Origin of the sequence: Paenibacillus amylolyticus (assembly GCF_036894225.1) — a bacterium.
Classification (GTDB): Bacteria; Bacillota; Bacilli; order Paenibacillales; family Paenibacillaceae; genus Paenibacillus; species Paenibacillus amylolyticus.
The window spans coordinates 281,576-301,986 of record NZ_CP145893.1 but is presented as its reverse complement, the minus strand read 5'-3'; the positions used below and the strand labels follow the sequence as shown (position 1 = coordinate 301,986).

At 37.8% G+C, this 20,411-nt stretch carries 17 protein-coding genes and 1 pseudogene; 17 read left to right on the top strand and 1 reads right to left on the bottom strand.

Translation table 11 applies throughout. The features are described 5' to 3' along the window. Positions 1–183: 183 nt before the first annotated feature. Together V6668_RS31500 and V6668_RS31495 are read left to right on the top strand one after the other, a co-directional pair. A complete protein-coding gene (locus V6668_RS31500; RefSeq protein ID WP_338709094.1) occupies positions 184–1,197 on the top strand; it encodes a thermonuclease family protein in 1,014 nt (337 codons plus the stop codon). Positions 1,198–1,294: 97 nt separating this feature from the next. Next, positions 1,295–2,029 (top strand): hypothetical protein, encoded by a 735-nt coding sequence (locus V6668_RS31495; RefSeq protein ID WP_338709093.1) that lies wholly within the window; start codon positions 1,295–1,297, stop codon positions 2,027–2,029. Positions 2,030–2,251: 222 nt separating this feature from the next. Here V6668_RS31495 and V6668_RS31490 read toward each other — a convergent pair whose 3' ends face one another. After that, a complete protein-coding gene (locus tag V6668_RS31490) occupies positions 2,252–2,530 on the bottom strand; it encodes a hypothetical protein (RefSeq protein WP_338709092.1) in 279 nt (92 codons plus the stop codon). A gap of 504 nt (positions 2,531–3,034) precedes the next feature. On the opposite strand from V6668_RS31490, the gene V6668_RS31485 reads away from it, so the two are divergent. From V6668_RS31485 to V6668_RS31410, 15 genes and pseudogenes are all read left to right on the top strand, one after another. Then, on the top strand, positions 3,035–3,886 hold the full coding sequence (locus V6668_RS31485) for a chemotaxis protein (RefSeq protein ID WP_100526615.1): 852 nt from the start codon (positions 3,035–3,037) through the stop codon (positions 3,884–3,886). Positions 3,887–4,803: 917 nt separating this feature from the next. Then, positions 4,804–5,499: a metallophosphoesterase family protein gene (locus V6668_RS31480; RefSeq protein WP_100526613.1), complete on the top strand. Its 696-nt coding sequence runs from the start codon at positions 4,804–4,806 to the stop codon at positions 5,497–5,499. Positions 5,500–5,581: 82 nt separating this feature from the next. After that, positions 5,582–5,869 (top strand): hypothetical protein, encoded by a 288-nt coding sequence (locus tag V6668_RS31475; RefSeq protein ID WP_338709091.1) that lies wholly within the window; start codon positions 5,582–5,584, stop codon positions 5,867–5,869. A gap of 252 nt (positions 5,870–6,121) precedes the next feature. Then, positions 6,122–6,280, top strand: a complete 159-nt coding sequence (locus tag V6668_RS31470; RefSeq protein ID WP_176872951.1) for a hypothetical protein — start codon at positions 6,122–6,124, stop codon at positions 6,278–6,280. A 361-nt stretch (positions 6,281–6,641) separates the two neighbouring features. Beyond that, positions 6,642–7,895: a hypothetical protein gene (locus V6668_RS31465; RefSeq protein WP_338709090.1), complete on the top strand. Its 1,254-nt coding sequence runs from the start codon at positions 6,642–6,644 to the stop codon at positions 7,893–7,895. A 174-nt stretch (positions 7,896–8,069) separates the two neighbouring features. After that, a pseudogene (locus V6668_RS32310) lies at positions 8,070–8,998 on the top strand (IS30 family transposase); the annotation flags it as partial. Between the two features lie 269 nt (positions 8,999–9,267). Next, entirely contained in the window at positions 9,268–9,918 is a 651-nt protein-coding gene (locus V6668_RS31450; RefSeq protein ID WP_338709087.1) for a hypothetical protein, read from the top strand. Between the two features lie 225 nt (positions 9,919–10,143). Then, on the top strand, positions 10,144–10,980 hold the full coding sequence (locus tag V6668_RS31445; RefSeq protein ID WP_100526609.1) for a zinc ribbon domain-containing protein: 837 nt from the start codon (positions 10,144–10,146) through the stop codon (positions 10,978–10,980). Positions 10,981–11,050: 70 nt separating this feature from the next. Next, entirely contained in the window at positions 11,051–12,373 is a 1,323-nt protein-coding gene (locus V6668_RS31440; protein WP_338709086.1) for a type IV secretory system conjugative DNA transfer family protein, read from the top strand. Between the two features lie 36 nt (positions 12,374–12,409). Further along, positions 12,410–13,006, top strand: coding sequence for a hypothetical protein (locus tag V6668_RS31435; RefSeq protein ID WP_338709085.1), 597 nt, complete (start codon positions 12,410–12,412; stop codon positions 13,004–13,006). Continuing rightward, a complete protein-coding gene (locus tag V6668_RS31430) occupies positions 13,003–13,557 on the top strand; it encodes a hypothetical protein (RefSeq protein ID WP_338709084.1) in 555 nt (184 codons plus the stop codon). The genes V6668_RS31435 and V6668_RS31430 overlap by 4 nt, the downstream gene beginning before the upstream one ends. A 519-nt stretch (positions 13,558–14,076) precedes the next feature. Further along, positions 14,077–15,939 (top strand): hypothetical protein, encoded by a 1,863-nt coding sequence (locus V6668_RS31425; protein WP_338709083.1) that lies wholly within the window; start codon positions 14,077–14,079, stop codon positions 15,937–15,939. Positions 15,940–16,274: 335 nt separating this feature from the next. Next, entirely contained in the window at positions 16,275–16,700 is a 426-nt protein-coding gene (locus V6668_RS31420; protein WP_338709082.1) for a hypothetical protein, read from the top strand. Positions 16,701–17,270: 570 nt separating this feature from the next. Beyond that, positions 17,271–19,220, top strand: a complete 1,950-nt coding sequence (locus tag V6668_RS31415; RefSeq protein WP_338709081.1) for an AAA family ATPase — start codon at positions 17,271–17,273, stop codon at positions 19,218–19,220. Continuing rightward, the gene (locus V6668_RS31410) at positions 19,213–20,376 is read left to right on the top strand and encodes a hypothetical protein (RefSeq protein WP_338709080.1); all 1,164 of its coding nucleotides are present in this window, start codon (positions 19,213–19,215) and stop codon (positions 20,374–20,376) included. The genes V6668_RS31415 and V6668_RS31410 overlap by 8 nt, the downstream gene beginning before the upstream one ends. Positions 20,377–20,411 lie beyond the last annotated feature (35 nt).

The following is a 20,411-nucleotide window of genomic DNA, read 5'->3' as shown; positions in this document are numbered from 1 at the left end:
TTATTTTTCTTTTGAGGAGATAGCGTAGTTACTTTTGTATTAATGCAATCCCAAAAAGATATTGATTTTATATATACCACTAATTTTTTCGGATTTTTGTATCTTCAGACCTAGATAAACATATTCCCAATTACCTAATTATGTTATAATCCATTTCGGTACAAATTTACTAAGGAGGATGAAATGGGAAGAATAATTTTATACATTATTGTTATAGCATTCATAATTGCTGTAATCACTAAGTTTTTCTATCTTCTTGTCGCTGGTGCTCTAGGATACTGGGCATATAAGCAATTTAAAAAGAGTCAAACCAAGGGAAGTAAGCAAACACTGACTTATGTCTTAGGAGCGTTTGCAGGAGTATTTCTAATTTTGTTTGTAGTATCACTTTCTTCTGATACAGCAAACAAAACAGAGCCGATCGCTGTGGTTGATACTAAAGAGGACAGCTCATCTAATTCTGAGACAAAAAGCAATACAGCAGATGTTATAGAGACATCCCAGAGCTCAGATTCCAAAGGAAAACAAACTCAAGGAAACCAAAATAATCATAATAGGTTTCCTGCTACTTTAGTTGAAGTAACGGACGGCGACACGTTAAAAGTTACGGTAGAAGGCAAAGAAGAAAAAGTTCGTTTACTACTTATTGATACACCGGAATCCGTTCATCCAGAGAAGGAAGAGCAGCCTTTTGCTAAAGACGCATCCAACTTTGTAAAGAAGCAGGTTGCCAAAGGGAATATGGAACTTGAATTAGATGTTTCGGAACGCGATAAATACGGGAGATTGTTAGCATATGTTTGGATAGATAATAAAATGTTAAATGAGCAACTACTCGAATATGGGTTAGCTCGTGTTGCTTACATATATCCACCAAATACGAAATATGTAGATCAATTTGAAGAAATCCAGAAACAAGCACGTGTACAAGCGAAAGGGATATGGAGTATAGAAAACTATGTCCAAGACAGCGGTTTTGTTGAACTTAAGCCTGCGATTGAAGAGCCGGTTGTTGTCACGCAAGCACCAAGTGTTGAAAAGAACAACGAAGTTAAAAACGAACCAATTGTAACGAATGTGTACTATAAAAACTGTGATGCTGTCAGAGCCGCAGGAGCTGACCCGATTTATGAAGGGGAGCCTGGGTACAGTCGTAAACTTGATCGTGATGGAGACGGTATTGGTTGTGAAAGATAAGTAGTCAACTATCTCAATAATGGATCAGATACATTCAAGCGGATGATTTTATCTGGCTTAAGATCGTTATCAGTTTTTGAAACTTTTGAAGGGTTGTGTGGAAGTGAAGGAATTAAAGAGAAGAAATATAGCATTATCTATTATAATTAGTTTGATGGTCGTTGTTTTATCTGCCTGTGGTAAGCCAATAACGGAAGAACTTTATTCAGAGACCGTCTCACAAGATGTGAAGAATAGCACTCAACTTACACAAGAGGAAAAAGATTATTATAGCAAAGCAATTGAGAACGCAAATAGTGAAAGTGCAGATCTTTCTGCTAAAACCGTTAGTCAAATCATAACTGGTGAAAAAGAGAGACAGCTAAGAATAGCGGAAGAAGAAAAAAAGAGACAAGAAGAGATTAAACGTAAACAAGAAGAAGCGGAAAAGGAAAAACAAGTTCAGCTTAAACTTTTGAATGAGTCCATAAAAGTTGGCTTAATTAAGAAAAGTGTGACCTACGCAGACTCGGATAAATGGATTTTCAGAGACATCATTAACATGACACTTGATTTGAATAATATTTCTGACAAAACAGCCAAAGGATTTCAAGGCGTCATCAGTTTCAAAGACATGTTTGGAAATGAAATCAAATCACTTAACGTAAAATACGATAAAGCAATCAAAGCTGGTTCATCCGCTTCTTATGATGGTAGCTTTGAAGTGAATCAATTTATGGATGAGGATAGCGAGCTACGGGATACACCACTCGAGAAGATCACAGTTGATTTTCAGATGGACCAAATCATCTTTGATGACGGAGTTACTGTGAAGCGTAGCGATATTGAGTGAAATATTACACTGCATCGATCATAATTGTGAGAAATTTATAAGAAGAAAACATATTAAACAATAGAGATTTCTTTGCTAAAGGTAAAACTAATTTGTACAACGAGTATGAAGTTGTTTAATTTAGGATTCTCTAAAAGTATAACTGTCATCTCAAAATTGAAAAATGACACGCCTTAACAAAAAGGCGTGTCATTTTTTTAACCAGTATCCATTATGAAGACTTTAAGTCTGTTCTATTGTAGGTTGATGTTCACCATTTATAGAACTGACTATACATTCATTGGGCAAGACTCCAATTTTATTGATTTCACCAATTTTCCATTCTTTTGTAAAGGATATTAGTTGTCCATCTCCATATTCACTGAAAGACACTTTAGTAGATCTTCTTTCATGCCCGACCCATGGATAATCTTGCTCAATAATATCGGTAGGAAGCTGGTGGATTAAAATCCTGTGGAACTCACCTTTGATGATAACACCGCACTCGATTACTTTCTCCATTGTAACCCTCCTTCTTAAGATAAAATACTGTTTGCATTGCTTATATAAAAATATCTAAAGGCTGAATACTACACAACCAAGCTTTGCAGAAATCAAGTTCTACCACAATATTGTTTCACTACTCATCACATTTTTATTCAACAGTAATCATTGTATCCATTGAAGTGATTTTATTAATTCATTATGTAGAAACTGGATCAGCCCTACTGAGACACATTCTTCAATTCGTAGTAATAGAACTCAATCCAAAGCATGGATATGCAATCATTTTTTCTTTTTAATTCAGTACTTGATAATTTAATAAATGCTTCTAATACACATCCATCACTTACCTATATTTAACAACTACAGCTTTTTAAATAAAAAGTGTGTCTAATGCTCATTCATTTGGTGAGGTCCCATCTGAACCGTCTACTTATAAACCATTGTTTGTAAAGCAGTGTATAAAATCAGAAAATTAATTGGATATTAATATCGAAAAATATTCTGATTTGGAGGGGTACAATGACTAAGCCTATAGCTGTATTAATTATCCATGGACTGGGCATGCAAAAGGAAAACTTTGCAGAGCCTTTTATACATTCCTTAAAAGATTCGTTTAAACAATATAATACTTTGGAGATCACTCAAGAGCCACTCATCATAAAACCCGTTTATTGGGCACAGATATTTGAGGGGAGAGAAGAAGAATTAAAGTGTAAGTTATTCCATGGTCATGACTTACATTTTGAAAAGCTAAGACATATTATGTTTCACTATTTGGCCGATGCTGTGGCATACCAACCCCTGGAAGTTAATGATCATAATTACATGGCAGTACATAATACGATCAGTACGGCTCTTCATGAGTTATCTGAGGAGGCAGGTTATGATGCTCCTCTTTGTGTAATATCTCACAGCCTAGGTACTGTGATCGCAAGTAATTATTTCTACGATAGACAGAATTCAGCACAGTGGAAGCCAAAAATAATCAATGCTGATTCAGCGCTTGAACGTGGAGACACTTTAAGCTTATTTTATTCCTGTGGAACAACACTGCCTTTATGGAGCTTACGTTATAAAGATTTTGATAAACCTATTCAAGTTCCTAGTCCTACATTTGCAAGTTCTCAACCTGATTTTACGGGAGAATGGGTGAATTTTTTTGACAATGATGACATCCTTGGTTATCCGCTGAAACCCGTCCATCCAGCCTATGAAAAAGTGGTTAGTGAAGACATACAGATGAACGTAGGCAATTGGAAAAGTTACTGGAATCCGCTTAGCCATAATGGATATTTCTCAAGCCAAAACGTAATTGATCGTATAGTTCAAGGTTTGACAAGAACTTGGGAAACCGTGAATAAGAATGATTAAGCATAAGTATTCAAAATGATGGATATTTCAAAAAAAGTGCTCAACTCATGCGAGAACGAAGGGAATTAGTTATTATTTACAGCGAGATTCTGAAATCAAAAAATGGAGCAAAAAATTAGATGTAAACAGTATTGGTATCTGAATACAGTATGTAGGTGGAAAACAACTAATCATATGTAAACAGGAAAGTGAGCGTATTCCACAGGGTGAATGTTTTTGATCTTGATGATACGCGATTTAACTAATCGAAGACCCAAATGTACTTAGATCTGAAGGTGTTCTGACTTAATTGGATTTTGTTTCTGAAGGGTGAGGGACACTTTGCAATATTTAAGTCATGCTTCGGAACTAGACGATTGTATGAGGCTAGACAGAAATATCTGCATGATGAGGCTTCTATGCTGGAAAGTGCAAAAATGGCTGGAGTAAAGAAAGTGGCCAAAAATATGCTTGAAATGAATTTGGATATCACAACCATTGCAAAAGCCACGTGATTAACAGAACAAGAAGTTGAAAAACTTGAAAAATGATAATAATCAGATCTATTTCTTGTCCTGCTGTCTGAAAGAGTTTTTAGAAGTACAAAAAAATAATTAACATATAAAGTCGCTAGTATAGTGGCTTTTTTTGCATTTAAAGAATTAAAGTTACTTGTTCAACTTCACCCTCAGGAAAGTTGGAATTAATCATTTTTCTTGGGGCGAATTAATGCCAGGTCATGGTCTCAAAAGAAATATAGTGGGTACACAAGTTGACAGTGTATTAGTATAGGCATTTGTATTTTATTTATGATGCTTGGAGTAAATTCAAAATTATTTCCTTTTAATCTGTAAAATAATGACGTTCTGGGATTTTAACTTTATAATGTAATGAGATGGTGGAACTACTCAATAACCTGAATTAATCGGAGTGAGTTTATGATCTATATTACGGGAGACATCCATGGAACCATTAGCATCAATAAGCGACTAAATAGCCGGAACTTCCCACAACAGAAACACATGACAAAAGATGACTATGTCATCATTGCTGGAGACTTTGGATTGTTATGGGATGATAGTAATGAGGATCGGTACTGGCTTAAGTGGCTAGACAAAACCAAGCCGTTCACCACTCTTTTTGTAGATGGAAATCATGAAAATTTTGATTTGCTAGAGCAGTACCCTGTTGAAAGCTGGAATGGGGGTGAAGTACATAGGATAAACAAAAGCGTGATCCACTTGATGCGAGGACAAGTTTTTAATATTGAAGGTCAAACGTTTTTTACGTTTGGGGGAGCTGCTTCTCATGATAAAGAGTATCGAAAAGAGGGTAAATCGTGGTGGAGCCGTGAAATGCCTTCGCAAGCGGAATACGAAGAAGGATTAAGAAACTTAGATAAAGTTGACTGGAAAGTAGACTACATTATAACTCACACATGCTCAACAACTGCCTTAAAGTACATTGCAAACTGTTGTGACCTTCACATGGATTTGGACGAGATGCATCCATACTTTCAGGGAATAGAGCAAAAAGCCAATTATAAGCATTGGTACTTTGGTCATTTCCATCATGATTTTGAGTTGCCCAATAATCTGAGGCTATTGTATACGGATATGATACGGATTAACTAGAAGAAAAGACTTGAATTAGAAAAACTATATTATAAAAATTAAAAAATAAGCCTACATTACAATGTATTCCAAGGAGGAAAAAATGAAGTATTATCCAATGACAGATGACGTGAAAAAGTTTAGTAATAATCAGAGATTTGCATATAATGTCGTGGTGAACCTCTACACTTGTAAAGATGAGAAAGATGATTATATTAATAAAAATGTTCGTATTGGTTCCAATGAGAAACTCAGTGAGGAAGAACTTATACAAAGTGCAACAAATGTGGTTAATGGATTGATTGATTCAAAGGAGGAGTTCAAGCATTACGATCTAGTTAAAATTGTAGGAATTACTTTTGCAGGTGCCTATGATCGACATTTAAAATAACATAGTTATTGATCGCAGGTCACCTTACATACGATTACTTCAAATTTAAAGGAGGTTTCCGTAACCTCATCTTTAACTTATGATGCGCTTACAGTCTTACAACCTTGTCGATATCAGGATCATTCGAAACGACCTACTGAGAATTATCTTTAGGGAGTAAAACTGATAGAACCTTTAAATATTTTAACTTTGAACGAGTGGATATTACTTTAAAAGTTGTGACAATATAACCGTTGGGAAGGAGGATAGAGTATGAAAAAAGGAATAGAAGTTAACGGTACAGTTTTTGCCAATCAGGGCGATGTTGATAATGATGAATTTCTTGATAAATTTATAGCATTTATTGAGTCAAATGGATGGGGGTTTGGTGGAGGAAGCAAACAGATTGATGAAGATGGAAATGACATTTGATATTGATGTATAACACCAGCTGTCTGACTAGATACAGTGTACGGATGTTATTTGCTTGTTTGTCTTCATACTCTTTTGCGCAAAATTTACTTTAACACGCTTGCAAAACACAAATTAACGCTTGTTGCACTTGCATCCTTGGTCACAGTGATTTGTTTACGGTATATAGATTAATCAAGATGGGAGAAAATCCAACTAAACCTAGAGCAAAAGACATCTATAAATGAAGGATCGTTTGCATCCAATTAAAATTGCATAGGTAGATACTTTAAGAGAAACAAAATCGATTCAGGAACTTTACTGTTAATCATATTAATATTTCGTTGTGTACATAGAAGCAAACATAAATAAGAGAAGGGCTGTGCCAGTATTGAAAGGAAAGATATCTAAAAGGTTGATAGCAATTTTCGTAGTTTTTACATTGTATTTAGCCAGTACAAATCAGATGTACGCAGAATTCACCGAATTAAGCTTAGAGGAGCACGGAGGGCTACAGCAGGAATGGGTACATACTTTTCCTAAAGAAATTGATTATCTGAGCTTTGAACTAGGTCACACTCCACAAGACCATATTAATCGTGCTGCTCAGCTTGTTATGTTAAACCCCGCTACTGTGTCTGGTAATAATTTCAGCCTATATACGATAAATATTAAGACAGGGAAACTTGCCTGGACGTATGACATTAAAAATAAAGTGAAAAATTTTTATCCGTTGAATCATACATGGTTTTATAACGAGAGCGGTAATATATTTTATCAGTATTCTACAAATCACGGGAAAACGTTTAATATTCTTAGTTTGGATGCGAAAGGAAAACGTATATATGAGAAGAAGGATTTAAGTTTCTCAAATATCTATCCGTATAAAAACGGTATTGTTCTACAACAAACGGATAGTCTTAAAAATCAATCCCGTTTTATCACACTAAATTCCAAAGGAATAACGACAAGCGAGACTGTGTTAGGTTATAAAACTGAAGTACTAACTTCTGGTTATGTACTCCATTTTGTAGGTGAGAATAAAATCGAGGTTTTTAAAGATGTAACCTCTTTGAAAAAGCCGTTATTTACGATTAACTTCAAAAAGTTTGGTGGTTACTACGTTGCGGGTTATCATCAATTAAGTGACGGTACATTAATTGTAGAATATGCAAGATCCAATTCATATGGTGGACAGAAATTAATGGCTTATGGAGTTAATGGTAAACTCAAATGGGACACCGTGCTTGATAGAAACATGAGTATTTCTATGCATTCAACCGGAAGTAGACTATTAATTGATAACCAATCTGAACACAGTATCACTTTATATGATCATAACTTCAAAAAGCTGTTTTCTCGTACGTATGAAGGAGAGCTTAATTTTAATGGTTTAATGAGATCCTATCGAAACGATAGCTATATTGAGTATACTAGCTTTGGGACCATTGATGACAAATGGGGAGAGAGGTATACCTTAATGAAAGATAATGGAGACATTATACTTAGTAAATACTTTGTTTTAGATGATGTGCATAAGAGTAACTTTGCATATGACTCGTCCGAAAATGTGGTCTATCGCACTGTGATTAGCGACCACCAATATAAACTGATTAAATACAAGGTAACTAAATAATAGTTGGAGTGCCGTTGATAACAACAATCAACGGCTTTTTATATTCTATGAAGATTCAATACTTTATTTGGAATTTAGTAATGAACTTAGTTTCTGAAATAACGTGTAGAATGAAGCTTCCTACACCACATTCATACAAGGTGAAACCACCAGGACTACACACATATTAGTATAATGGAACGCAGAAAGCTGAAAATCCTCCACCAACAGGAGAAAAGTGCCAGGCCATCGCCCATGTTACTGGTATTATCATGCCACCATTTGTCGAGAACTCCATCGGAAACGAAACGCAGAATTCCTATCGTGCGCATCGATCTCAGGAGAGCTATGTTCAGCGACGTATGACCTCCATCCCCTCCAGAAAATGGTCACTACAGCAGTCTACCCTCATCAAAGAAAAACTCCGGGCTACATGGCCTCCTGAGCAAATTGTAGAATGTCTTCGTCAAGAAGGACAGTCTGTAGTCTGCTTCAAAACGATCATTCGTCGGCAGTATCAAGGCTGATTGGTGAAAGGCATAACTTACTGTGCTAGTCATAAAGGTAAACGGCAGAAGCCTGCCGAGACACGTGTCAAGTTCGCTTTGGGTCTGACCATCTCTCAGCGTACGAAAGAAGTTCGATCCCGCGAAACCTTTGGCATTGGGAGTCTGATACGATTGTCTCGTGCTGTGGGAAAAAGCAAGGGCAGTTTAGTTAGCTACGTTCATCGAACGTAGGACCCGCCTATATGCCGCTATTCCCGCCTGACCGTATAGCTTTGTCCATGGAGGTTGGCTTTTGGTAGCATCCTCGCATTACCCTGACGGTGCATTTCAAATCGCTACTGCATATCGTGGCAAGGAGTTCGCCTGTTACGCCAGCCTGGAAGCCGCTCATGGACTACAGGTGTATTTCCCAGATCCGTATTTTCCCTGGCAACGCGGCTCGAATGAGAATGCCAATGGCCTCTTGCGAGAGTTTTCCCCAAGGTGACAGATTGCGCATAAATGACGGATGAAGCCTTGGAGACTACATTGCGCTTAATCAACCACAGACCACGAAAATGCCTTGGGTTGGAGAACCGCTCTCGAATCTTTTTAGAGGTGCTGTCGCGCTTAGCTTTACAATCCGTCATAAGTGAATTTGCTTATACCTACGGTGTTCTTTGTTTGGTACAGTTGTCTATCAAATGAAAGTAATTAATAATATTAACCTAATGCAGATTTACAAATGAATGTTACGATTCCACATAAAATAGAGAAATATTATATTAAACCAATTAATTATATGGTTCTTTAAGACTAGTTATATTTGTTATTTTATAAATATATAGACCTATTTTTATTGTGCTGATATAATAATGGAAAATGTTAGGTTGGAGGATTGGATAATGAAACAAAAAGTAAAAATAATATCTGCGTTCCTGTGTGGTGCGATATTTTTCTCAGGAGTTTCTTATGCAGCGGATAATTATTTAAAAGCTGTACCTGTGAAAAATAGCAAAATACTAGTTAATGGTTCAGAGGCGGTATTCGAAGGTCAAGCAGTTACGATTAATAATCGCGTATACATGCCATTAAAGGAATTAGGTCAAGAGGTTGGGTTTTCTGTTTCTTCTGGAAGTGTTATTCAAATCAATAAGTTTGAAAAGCTGCCGCTTACTGTTACACGTGAGGGCGTAACTATCACTTTAAATTCTCTAAGTAAAATTGATGGTAAAGTACAATTAAATATTACAGTGAAAAATAATAGCAATAAGAGCGTTGATGTTGATCTCTCGCAAGTTAGAGCAGATGATAATGTTAAAGGTAGAAAGATGTACACGACTAGTGCATCAAGTTTTTTCACACCAATCAATGATAACTGGAGTCTAGCCTCTAAAAAATTCTTAGATGATCCAGTAGATAGTAAAAGTGAAGTGACGGGCAATATGCAAATATCAAGTGTTTCAAAAGGGACTAAAAACATATATTTTTTCTTTGAATCACATAGCATACCAACATCATTTTCGTTTTATGTTGATACAGAAGGATTGTTTTAATTTGATAATGTAACGATAGGCCAAAGATAGAATCAAGTTACCATTTACGGTTGAAATAACACTGTTAATAACAGTAAGTCCGATATGCTATATGGAGCATCACACTTCAATACCAATTACATATATCTACACATGTAACGAGTGCGGCATATTACGAGAGCCACTTTAGAGTGAAAACAAAAAAGAAGAATACTAGTTAGTAGACCTAATAATGGAGGAATAGAAATGAATATGGTTCGCGGTATTACGTTGGCTGAGAACGAGATTGTCATCCGGGAATATGAAGCCTCTGCTTTATATGTTCCTAAAGGAGAAGGGTATGTAATTGTAACGAATCGGAGAGTTATCTTTACTGGTAACTCAGAATCTGTTGCGGGTACTGGACTCATCATCCGAGATGCTAAAATCGATACAATTACCGGTGTCATGGCAGGCCTAGTTCGTCATCGTAGTTTCAAAATGCTTATCTTTGGAGCTATTATTGGACTTCTTGGCTTGATTATGACAATGAATAATTCTACATTAATCTCGTGGATTTTACTCATTATTGGTTCCATAATGGTGTACTTTGGCTTGAAATCTAAAGGCGTGTTGATGCACATCAATATTTTTGGAGCACAATCTTCTTCCGCACTCAGCGTAGCAGTTGAAGCAAGCACGTTATTCTCGCGCGTAACAAATAACCAGGCACTCATGACAATCACTGCTGCTGCACCAGGCCGTCATACTGAACAAATGCTGCGTGAATTAGGAGCTCTGATTCAGGATGTACAAGTAATGGGAGATATGGCGATTGAAAAATGGAAAGATATACCCATGACAGAAGGAAGCATACTGACCATTCCAGTAAGTGAGCAACTGTCGTCTTCTCTCAATACAGTGATACAAACTGCAAACAAAGTTAAAGAAACGACTGTTACAGCATCTCGTAATCTACAACAACAAATGAATAAAACGGAAGATAAGGATCCTTCAGATTCACTAACAAACCAGTGCAAATGTGGCACTGCTTATGGAATAAACGCTGTTTTTTGCCCAGAATGTGGTGCAAAAACGAGTTAACAAATACATAGATTGAGGAAAAAAGAGCCAATGTTTTCTAATGGACTCTTTTTTTCTGAGGAGGAAAACCTTGAGTCTTCTGAAAAATAATATTGTTAATGGTCAGCAACTTCATACACTAGCACCTAATGAAGTAAAATGGTTAGATGAGCCTCAGGCCAATTATGGAATACCAGGAGTAGACCGAACAGGAGTTATGCTTCATCCTTTACTTCTTCAACGTCATCTTCTCTTTGTAGGTTCGATTGGAAGCGGAAAGACAGTTTCCATGGATCATGTTGTTCGTGCACTACGTAGCGGGGCAACAAGTGACGATGTGTTTATCTTCTTTGATGCCAAAGGGGATTATTTGAAAAAGTTCTATCGAACAGGAGATTATGTTCTCACTAACGAAAGTGATAATGTAGAAGGTAGGGTACGATGGAACATCTTCCAAGATATTATTGCGACACCATTAGAGAAACGAGATGAAGTCATCTGGGAGATCGCTTCTTCTTTATTTAAAGACGATATTGAACGATCGTCAGCACCCATCTTTGCGACAGGAGCTCGTGATTTATTAGCTGCTATTTTAAGCGCAAAAGTAAGGGGAATGGAAAAAGAAGGGGGAACCGAAGATCATGAAACCCTGATTCAATGGGTAAAGAAGGCAAGCGATGTTTCTATTCGAAATTTGCTGTTAAATCATCAAGATTTATCATGGGTTCGTAGTTACATAAGTAAAGAGAATAATCCAAACACCAACCAATCTTTCTTGATGCATTTGTATCAGAACCTTTTTGGTGTGTTTAATGGTGCTTTTAGAGAAGCAGGAGACTTTTCTCTCACTAAATCCATACAAGAACGTAATGGTAGAGCCATCTTCCTTGAGTACGATATTGCAAGTTCAAATGTATTAAAACCGATCTATACGATGATCTTAGATATTGCTATGAAAAATATACTCGGTACTAAAGAGGAACAGTGTCGTGGAAATGTATATTTCATTCTTGATGAATTTCCACTTATTCCAAAGCTAAACTATATGGATAACGCACTGAATTTCGGACGTTCCTTGGGTGTTCGAATCATCGCAGGTATTCAAAACATCGGACAGGTGAAACATGTATATTCAGAGTCACTGGCGGATAGTATTCTGAGTGGATTTGGTACGGTATTTGCATTCCGACTCTTCGATGAACCAAGCCGCTCCTATATCACAAATCGTCACGGGAAAAACCAACGGATGATTGCTTATTCCTCATCTAATGCAAACAAAGGTATACAAGAACATCTCGTAGATGGAAATGTTATAGAAGACTGGGATCTTACAGATTTGAAGATTGGACAATGTATTATATCACCATTTAATGGAGAGCCTTTCCGTTTCTACCCAGCCAAACCCAAATTTTAAGGATGTTAACGTTAATAGAGTAGGAGTGATTTTATTTTGATTAATAAAGACCTGAGTTATGTGCGTGTAGGCAGAGGTCTCGGAGAGTTTCCGGCGGACAATGAATCCAAAATGTTTGTGGTAGCAAATGGTTTTCAGGAGTTTGAACTAAGTCAATTTGAATACACCGTTTGGGAGCAAATCCATCGCTATGAAACACTAGCAGCTTGGGAATCTGCGATTCTACAAAAGGTTAAAAACATTCCGAATTTTGATTTCTCAAAAATTGTTCGTAGACTCATCGAGAGAAATCTCATAATGCCATGGTCTTTTTCCGACATGCAAGATAAGAATTTGATAAACCTACAAGTAACACGATACGGATATGCACATGGTCTGATCAATGAGGAATATCTCATTGGGGATTCTAATGCAAATAAGACCTTTGTATTCACCAAAGATCAATACGATGTGTGGAATGCAGCTGCTGGGAAGGTTATGTTGCTGGAAGTGATTGATACCCTAATGGATCAACGCGGAATTAATTTTGAAACTGCGATCTCACTGTTTAATATACATGGTCTCAAATTATACAAGCTTACCCTATGGGGACTAGAGTATGTTAATGCAGACCAACTGGAGGTGCAAGCATGAGCTCAATTATGATTGGTGCTGGTCAAGAGCTAGGAAAGTTTCAGCATAAAGATGGCCTTGTTTATTATGGGGTGCAATTTGAGAAACAACGATTGCTGCTCGAAGAGCATCGTTATAAAGTGTGGCAAGTTGCACAAATGGCATCTTACAGCGTTGAAAAATTCACAGTATTACTGGACCTGGAATTACACGTTATTCAAGGTCACATCGATGCTCTTAAGGAGCAAGGACTTGTCTTTGAATCGAGGGACATACTTTCAACTTCATTTAGAACAAAACATATTGCTATTACTAAAGGGTACATAGAATTAAAAAATGATGGAGAGTTTGAATTGACAGAGTTCCTTGGCGCTCCTCCCGTATCATTACCGTTAATCACGGCTACTGTTTGGCGTTTGGCAAACCCTCTTTTCTCATTAGAATCGCTTGTTGAAAATCTTGTTCAAGTCATGGATATGCCTAAAGTTGATATTGTAGTCATGTTATCCGAAGCTATTATATTTCTGGTCAGTAATGGATTTATGGCCATTGACCGTTTACCCGAAGCGTAAAAATCAATGAATATAAAGGACATAATAGCAGGTGCATCCAAAAAGACAAGCGAAGTGACACAAAAGGTAAGAAGTAGCACGGTCAACTTATATAGGAATCAAAAGGCGAACTTACTTGTTGGCAAATCTCCTGAAGCACATGTAAAATCAACAGAAAGAATGAAGGAAGCTCTTTCTGATCCAAGTAAAATGCCGAGATACAGTTTAGAAGACCTGATAAGTAAAATCCATATAGGATTAGATGTAGGAACAGAATTAGGATTATCCGGATTAAACCATTATACAAAGGTTTTCGATGCTTCAACAGGTACAACCTTGAAACAAAGTGTTAAAGATACATTAGGTCAAATAAGATCTGGTCTTGAATACTCATCACACGCTACAAAATTAAAACAAAGCCAATTGGAGAAGTACCAGAAAAGTTGGGATAACAAAACTCCCGAAGAAAAGCAAGTTCAATTAAATAAGTTGCGAGATAAAATTCAAGAGAGAGAAAATCTTGAGAGTCTTTATAATAAGTTGCATTCTGAACAAATTGACAAGGAGCAAGGATTAGAAAATTATCAGGAAACCTTAAATGCGGCAAAAGATGAAGAGAATGAAAATAAGGATTTAGAACATTTAGCAGCACAACAACAGGAAATAGAAATCTCTAGGAACATTGAAACAGACCAGGTCGGACAAAATTCTATCTCGGAGACTGAATTAAAAGAAGACTCTTTAGATGAATCTTTAGTTTCAGAGAGTCTATTTGGTAGCGGATTTGAAGATTTAGAAAATATGGCAGCTGAACTTCAAAAGCAAGAAGAGATTAATGTGGCCGAACAACAGGGGCCTGAAGTTCAGCAGGAAGAATTACAACTGCAGGAACTAGAAGCTGAGCAAGAAGATGCTCAGCAACATGAAGAACCTGGAGCGGAACAAGAAGATGTTCAGCAACAGGAACAATTATCTAAACTTGAGGTGGAACAAGAAGCAGAGCAGCTATCTGAACCTGAGGTAGAACAAGAAGCAGAGCAGCTATCCGAGCCTGAGGTGGAACAAGATCCGGAGCAGCTATCTGAACCTGAGGTGGAACAAGATCCGGAGCAGCTATCTGAGCCTGAGGTAGAACAAGAAGCAGAGCAGGTATCCGAACTTGAGGTCGAACCCGAACCAGAGCAGGTATCCGAGCTTGAGGTCGAACCCGAACCAGAGCAGGTATCCGAGCCTGAGGTGGAACAAGAAGCAGAGCAGGTATCCGAGCCTGAGGTCAAACAAGAAGTAGAGCAGGTATCCGAGCCTGAGGTCGAACAAGAAGCAGAGCAGCTATCTGAACCTGAGGTGGAACAAGAAGCAGAGCAGGTATCCGAGCCTGAGGTCGAACAAGAAGCAGAACAGGTATCTGAACTTGAGGTGGAACAAGAAGCAGAACAGGTATCTGAACCTGAGGTCGAACAAGAACCAGAGCAGGTATCTGAACCTGAGGTCGAACAAGAACCGGAGCAGGTATCTGAACCTGAGGTTGAACCAGATCCGGAGCAGCTATCCGAACCTGAGGTTGAACCAGAGCAGGAGCAGCTATCCGAACCTGAGGTGGAACAAGAAGCAGAGCAGGTATCTGAACCTGAGGTGGAACAAGAAGCAGAACAGGTATCTGAACTTGAGGTGGAACAAGAAGCAGAACAGGTATCTGAACCTGAGGTCGAACAAGAACCAGAGCAGGTATCTGAACCTGAGGTCGAACAAGAACCGGAGCAGGTATCTGAACCTGAGGTTGAACCAGATCCGGAGCAGCTATCCGAACCTGAGGTTGAACCAGAGCAGGAGCAGCTATCCGAACCTGAGGTGGAACAAGAAGCAGAGCAGGTATCTGAACCTGAGGTGGAACAAGAAGCAGAACAGGTATCTGAACTTGAGGTGGAACAAGAAGCAGAACAGGTATCTGAACCTGAGGTCGAACAAGAACCAGAGCAGGTATCTGAACCTGAGGTCGAACAAGAACCGGAGCAGGTATCTGAACCTGAGGTTGAACCAGATCCGGAGCAGCTATCCGAACCTGAGGTTGAACCAGAGCAGGAGCAGCTATCCGAACCTGAGGTTGAACCAGAGCTGGAGCAGCTATCCGAACCTGAGGTCGAACAAGAACCGGAGCAGGTATTTGAACTTGAGGTCGAACAAGAAGCAGAGCAAGTATCTGAACCTGAGGTCGAACAAGAACCGGAGCAGGTATCTGAACCTGAGGTTGAACCAGAGCAGGTATCTGAACTTGAGGTCGAACAAGAACCAGAGCAAGTATCTGAACCTGAAGTGGAACAAGAACCAGAGCAGCTATCTGAAGCTGAGGTGGAACCCGATCAAGAACAGGACCCTGAATTTGAAATCGATGATGAGCCGCTATAGTCATTAATCACAGAGAGAGCATCATTTAGTCCTCGTGGCATACACCCCCAACTTTTTTCATGTGTCACGAAAACATTTGGACAAATTTAGTCGCCATTATGGCGGCTTTTTTGTATTTTTGCTGTAAGTTCTGGAATGCGCCTAAAACAAGGTCGCTGTGTTTACAATCATGCACGCTATCGAATTTGTCTTCATCGTAGGGCATTGTCGCACACCGATAACTATATTATTTATTATACTTCTAAATTAATTTTGGTGAGATTGCTTAATTTTCATTTTAATACCTCTTCTTTTAGGTGCATAATATAGTACAGGGGATAGGAGGTTGTATATTCATGTTGAAATCGTACCAAGTTATTCCAGGCGTATTCCCGACTTATACATATGTTACAAGGCAACCGAAAGAGGATTTCTCTTATGAATTTAGGCTCGAACAATCCATTTTAACTATTGGATATTTAACTTCTATTGTTGGCACATCTAAAACTGAAAAATCAGTTCTTTGTGAGAAAGTAATCGTGCTCGATAATATCGTTAATTTAAGTGGAAGTGATTTTAAGGTAAATGATAATTTTTGGACTGTGGTAGCTTCAAAAGTAGGAATATCATTACAAAGTAGTTCTGAATATTCTAAGATCGAAGGTAAAGTTACCTATGGACTAACGGAGGGAAGATCTAAAACTATCACAGAATCATTTCGTCTTCTTAAAGATAAAGTTTTACAATATTTTTTTTCTAACAACTTATGGAAAGGAGGATAGAGTATGAAAAGGAAATGAAGTTAACGGTACAGTTTTTCCAATCAGGGCGATGTTGATAATGATGAATTTCTTGATAAATTTATAGCATTTATTGAGTAGAAGGGATGGGGGGGAAGGGTGGTGGAGGAAGCAAACAGATTGATGAAGAAGGAAATGACATCTGATGTATAACTTCAGCTGTCTGACTTGATACAGTGTACGGATTTAACTTGTTTGTCTTCATTCTCCTTTATGGGAGATTTACTTTAGCACACTTGCAAAACACAGATTAACGCTTGTTGCACTTACATTCTTGCTATATCCAGTAAAGTGTCGCATTTCTTAATATAATCCGATCTTTTATAAATATATCTTTAAACCCAGCTTCCTAACTTTAGTCAAACATAATGAAATATCAGTCGATATAACTGAGAAAGAAGTACCCATAAAGGTTGAGATATCCTCATTGTCCTATTGAGTCATTTATGTAAACTCTGAGCAAGAAAAATTCGAATATGTTGAAAAAGGACTTTTGTCTGAAATACGAATATTTTAACGGTAAATAACTATAAGAAGGAGCAATACGAAAAAATGAAACCACAGCTTTTATATGTATACATACATGATATAGGAAGATGCTTTGAACGACAGCAATTTTCATTTACGAACGACTTTACCATTCAATTTGACCCTCATGAACGTCATCTCAAAATCGAAAAACTGTACAATCCGTTTAGAGAGATGTGGGGGAGTAACATAAGCAGCATTAACCTTATTGTTGGCAAAAATGGCACCGGAAAAACAACTCTTTTGGATCTGCTAGGTTCCACTAAAACTAGAAAAATTAATCTATTCCGTAATCCGCCGATAAGAGGAAAAGAAGTTATAACGGAATGGTTCGCTCTCTACCATGTTACTGACGATATTTTCGTTATAGAGGGGTATGAACCTAATTTAATCAACAATCTAGATGGATTGTGGGCGGGAACCAGTCAGGAATACAGTTTCAGTGTTCAATATGATTTTGAACGGCAACTTGCACATTTTCGCCAGTATATAGGCTACCAGGAGGAAGAAGGAGAAAAAAGAGGAACATCACTGGAATATATTATTCGCAATTTATACATGACAAACGAAAAGAAGCGAGACTGGTTTAAGAGTAGCTTTCCCGCTGAAGGAGCCGATCACTTTGTAGGATTCAAACGAGAGTATTTGAATGTTCCGTTATCTGCCGACTTATACCGATTTATGAGTCTCGAAGGAAGCACGTTAGAGCCTGATTTTGCAGCGCTCAATCCACTTTGTTCTCTTGAATTGACTGATTGGATATTCAGAGACTTAATGTTCACTGAAGATAAGATAGCCGCATTCGATTTGGAACTATATCAGGATAAAAATCGAGCTATTTATTTTAATGGTCATCCCAAAAACGGCCAATGGACTAATAAACAGATGTTTATGATCCGCTACCTGGAAATGCTCGTTATGGATATCTGGATAAATGCAAGTAAAAAGCTACTCTCACGTCAGAAACTTGTCGCTTGCCGGAAGTATTTTAAGTCCAAATTTGGATTTACACCTGAACTAAATGATAGTTATGAAGATAGACTTTCTTATCTGTACAGCTCGTTAGATTTTTTTGAAAATATTAAAACCAAAGAAGAATACGATCCAGAATGGTCTAGTTTTAATATACATTCTGTTAAACGCTTTATTACTAAGCTTACGGATCTACCGGATAACCTTTTCACATCGGATGATAAAGCTCTCATATCAATTCGTGATGGTTTCAACAAAGAAGTATTCGAATGCATGAATTGTATTGACAAAGAACGTATGTGGCTCCATGGAGAGCACATTTTATTTAAAGTTCGTTATCAAAACTTGAGCGCCGGAGAGTTGGAATTCATAAGCGGCTTTGCGAATTTATACCAAGCCATAGAAGCTGTAACTACAAATAGCAAAGTAGATACGCTTATTTTGTTGTTGGACGAGCCCGATGCCTCATTCCACCCTGAATGGTCTCGTCGATATATCCGAAATCTGGTCTCCTTTTTGAATGGGATAGAAATTGGGCGGTCTGTTAACTTTCAAATTATGATGACAACACATTCTCCTTTCGTTGTATCAGATGTTCCAAAGCCTTTTATCACTTGCCTTGAATTGAAGAGAGATGAAGACGGTAGCTATACTCGGATCGTCAAAAAAGCTGATTTTGGGCTAATGAGCAATATTTACGATATTTTGCGATCAGATTTTTTTATAAGTTCTCCCATCGGTGAACAGGCGAAACAGTTTTTTAATAAACTTACGACTCGGATTGATCAGCTCCACAATTATGATTCGGATGAAATGATGCAATTGCGTGGGCTTGTTACTGCGATCGGTGAACCTTTCATTCAGGCAAAGTTAATGGAACAGCTTGAGGAAACTGAGCGCCGTCTTATGCCTATTGATGTAAGAGAACGCCGAATTAGAGAATTGCAAAATCAAATTGATCAACTTAAACAACTTGATGGAGATGATACCCGTAATGATTAAATTGGATCAAGCGCACCTTGCTAAGCTAGAAGTTGAATACAAAGATCGTATGCGAAGCGTGATACAAAATCGCTTAAATAGTTTAATGCAACCGATACCTCCCAACCCATTTACAGGTTTCGCATTTACAGATATCTTTCTAAACAATAATGGGACTGTTAACCTCAATCTAATTGAAGCTTTGTTAGCGAAACCACTTGAAGTATTAACCGTCGAATATCCACAAGTCGGCTATTATATACAAACCAGCAAGCTTGTTTATTATAGCGGGTGGCAGATCAACAATGAGTTGGAGAAAATTGGTAAGAGCCCTACAAATGGGAGTAGGATAGATTTTCGCATGAGATACGTTGAGTGTTACAGTCAAGGAAATCCGTGGTTGAATACTCTACTTAATAGACATCCCAACTTTGCACAGAACATGCATTTATTTCATGAGCTCATTAAGGAAGCGAGACAGCAACTAGATCACCTGAATGAATTACTAAGCGAAATTGTTGATTACAAAATGATAGACCCTGATTATAGGCACAGTCTTTTGACGCGAATGGGAACGGAGGTTTGTCCGTATTGTAATCGTCAGTATATTACTAAGTTTACTTTAGATGACAACACGCCACGGAGTATGGCCGATCTTGATCATTATTATCCTAAATCGGTTTTTCAACTGCTATCGCTTTCGCTCTATAATTTCGTACCTTCCTGCCAGCATTGCAACTCTCGATTTAAATTGGCAAAAAGCTTGGAAATTATGTATCCATATGAGCAAGGATTTGAAGATGATGCTTACTTTCATGTGAAGATAAACGGAAATACAACTCTTGACTCACTGACCGGGCAAAATACAGATTTTGAACTGGAACTAATTGTTGCAAAAACAGGTTTGGAGTCTATACCTATACGGAATAGTGTGAATATGTTTCACATTAATGATGTTTATCAAAGTCACAAAGAATATGTGAGAGAGCTCCTTTACAAGAAACAAGCTTACTCATCGAGCTACAAGGATGAACTGCTGAATTTGTTCAGCCTGATGAAGTTGACAGAAGCTGACATTCATCTTTTCTTGTACGGAAATCGTTTGTTGCCAGAGGAACAATACAAAAAACCGCTGTCCAAGCTTACTTACGACATAATTGCCCGAGAAAAAGGCTGAAATTTTCACTATCCGTCACCTGACAACCAGAATTA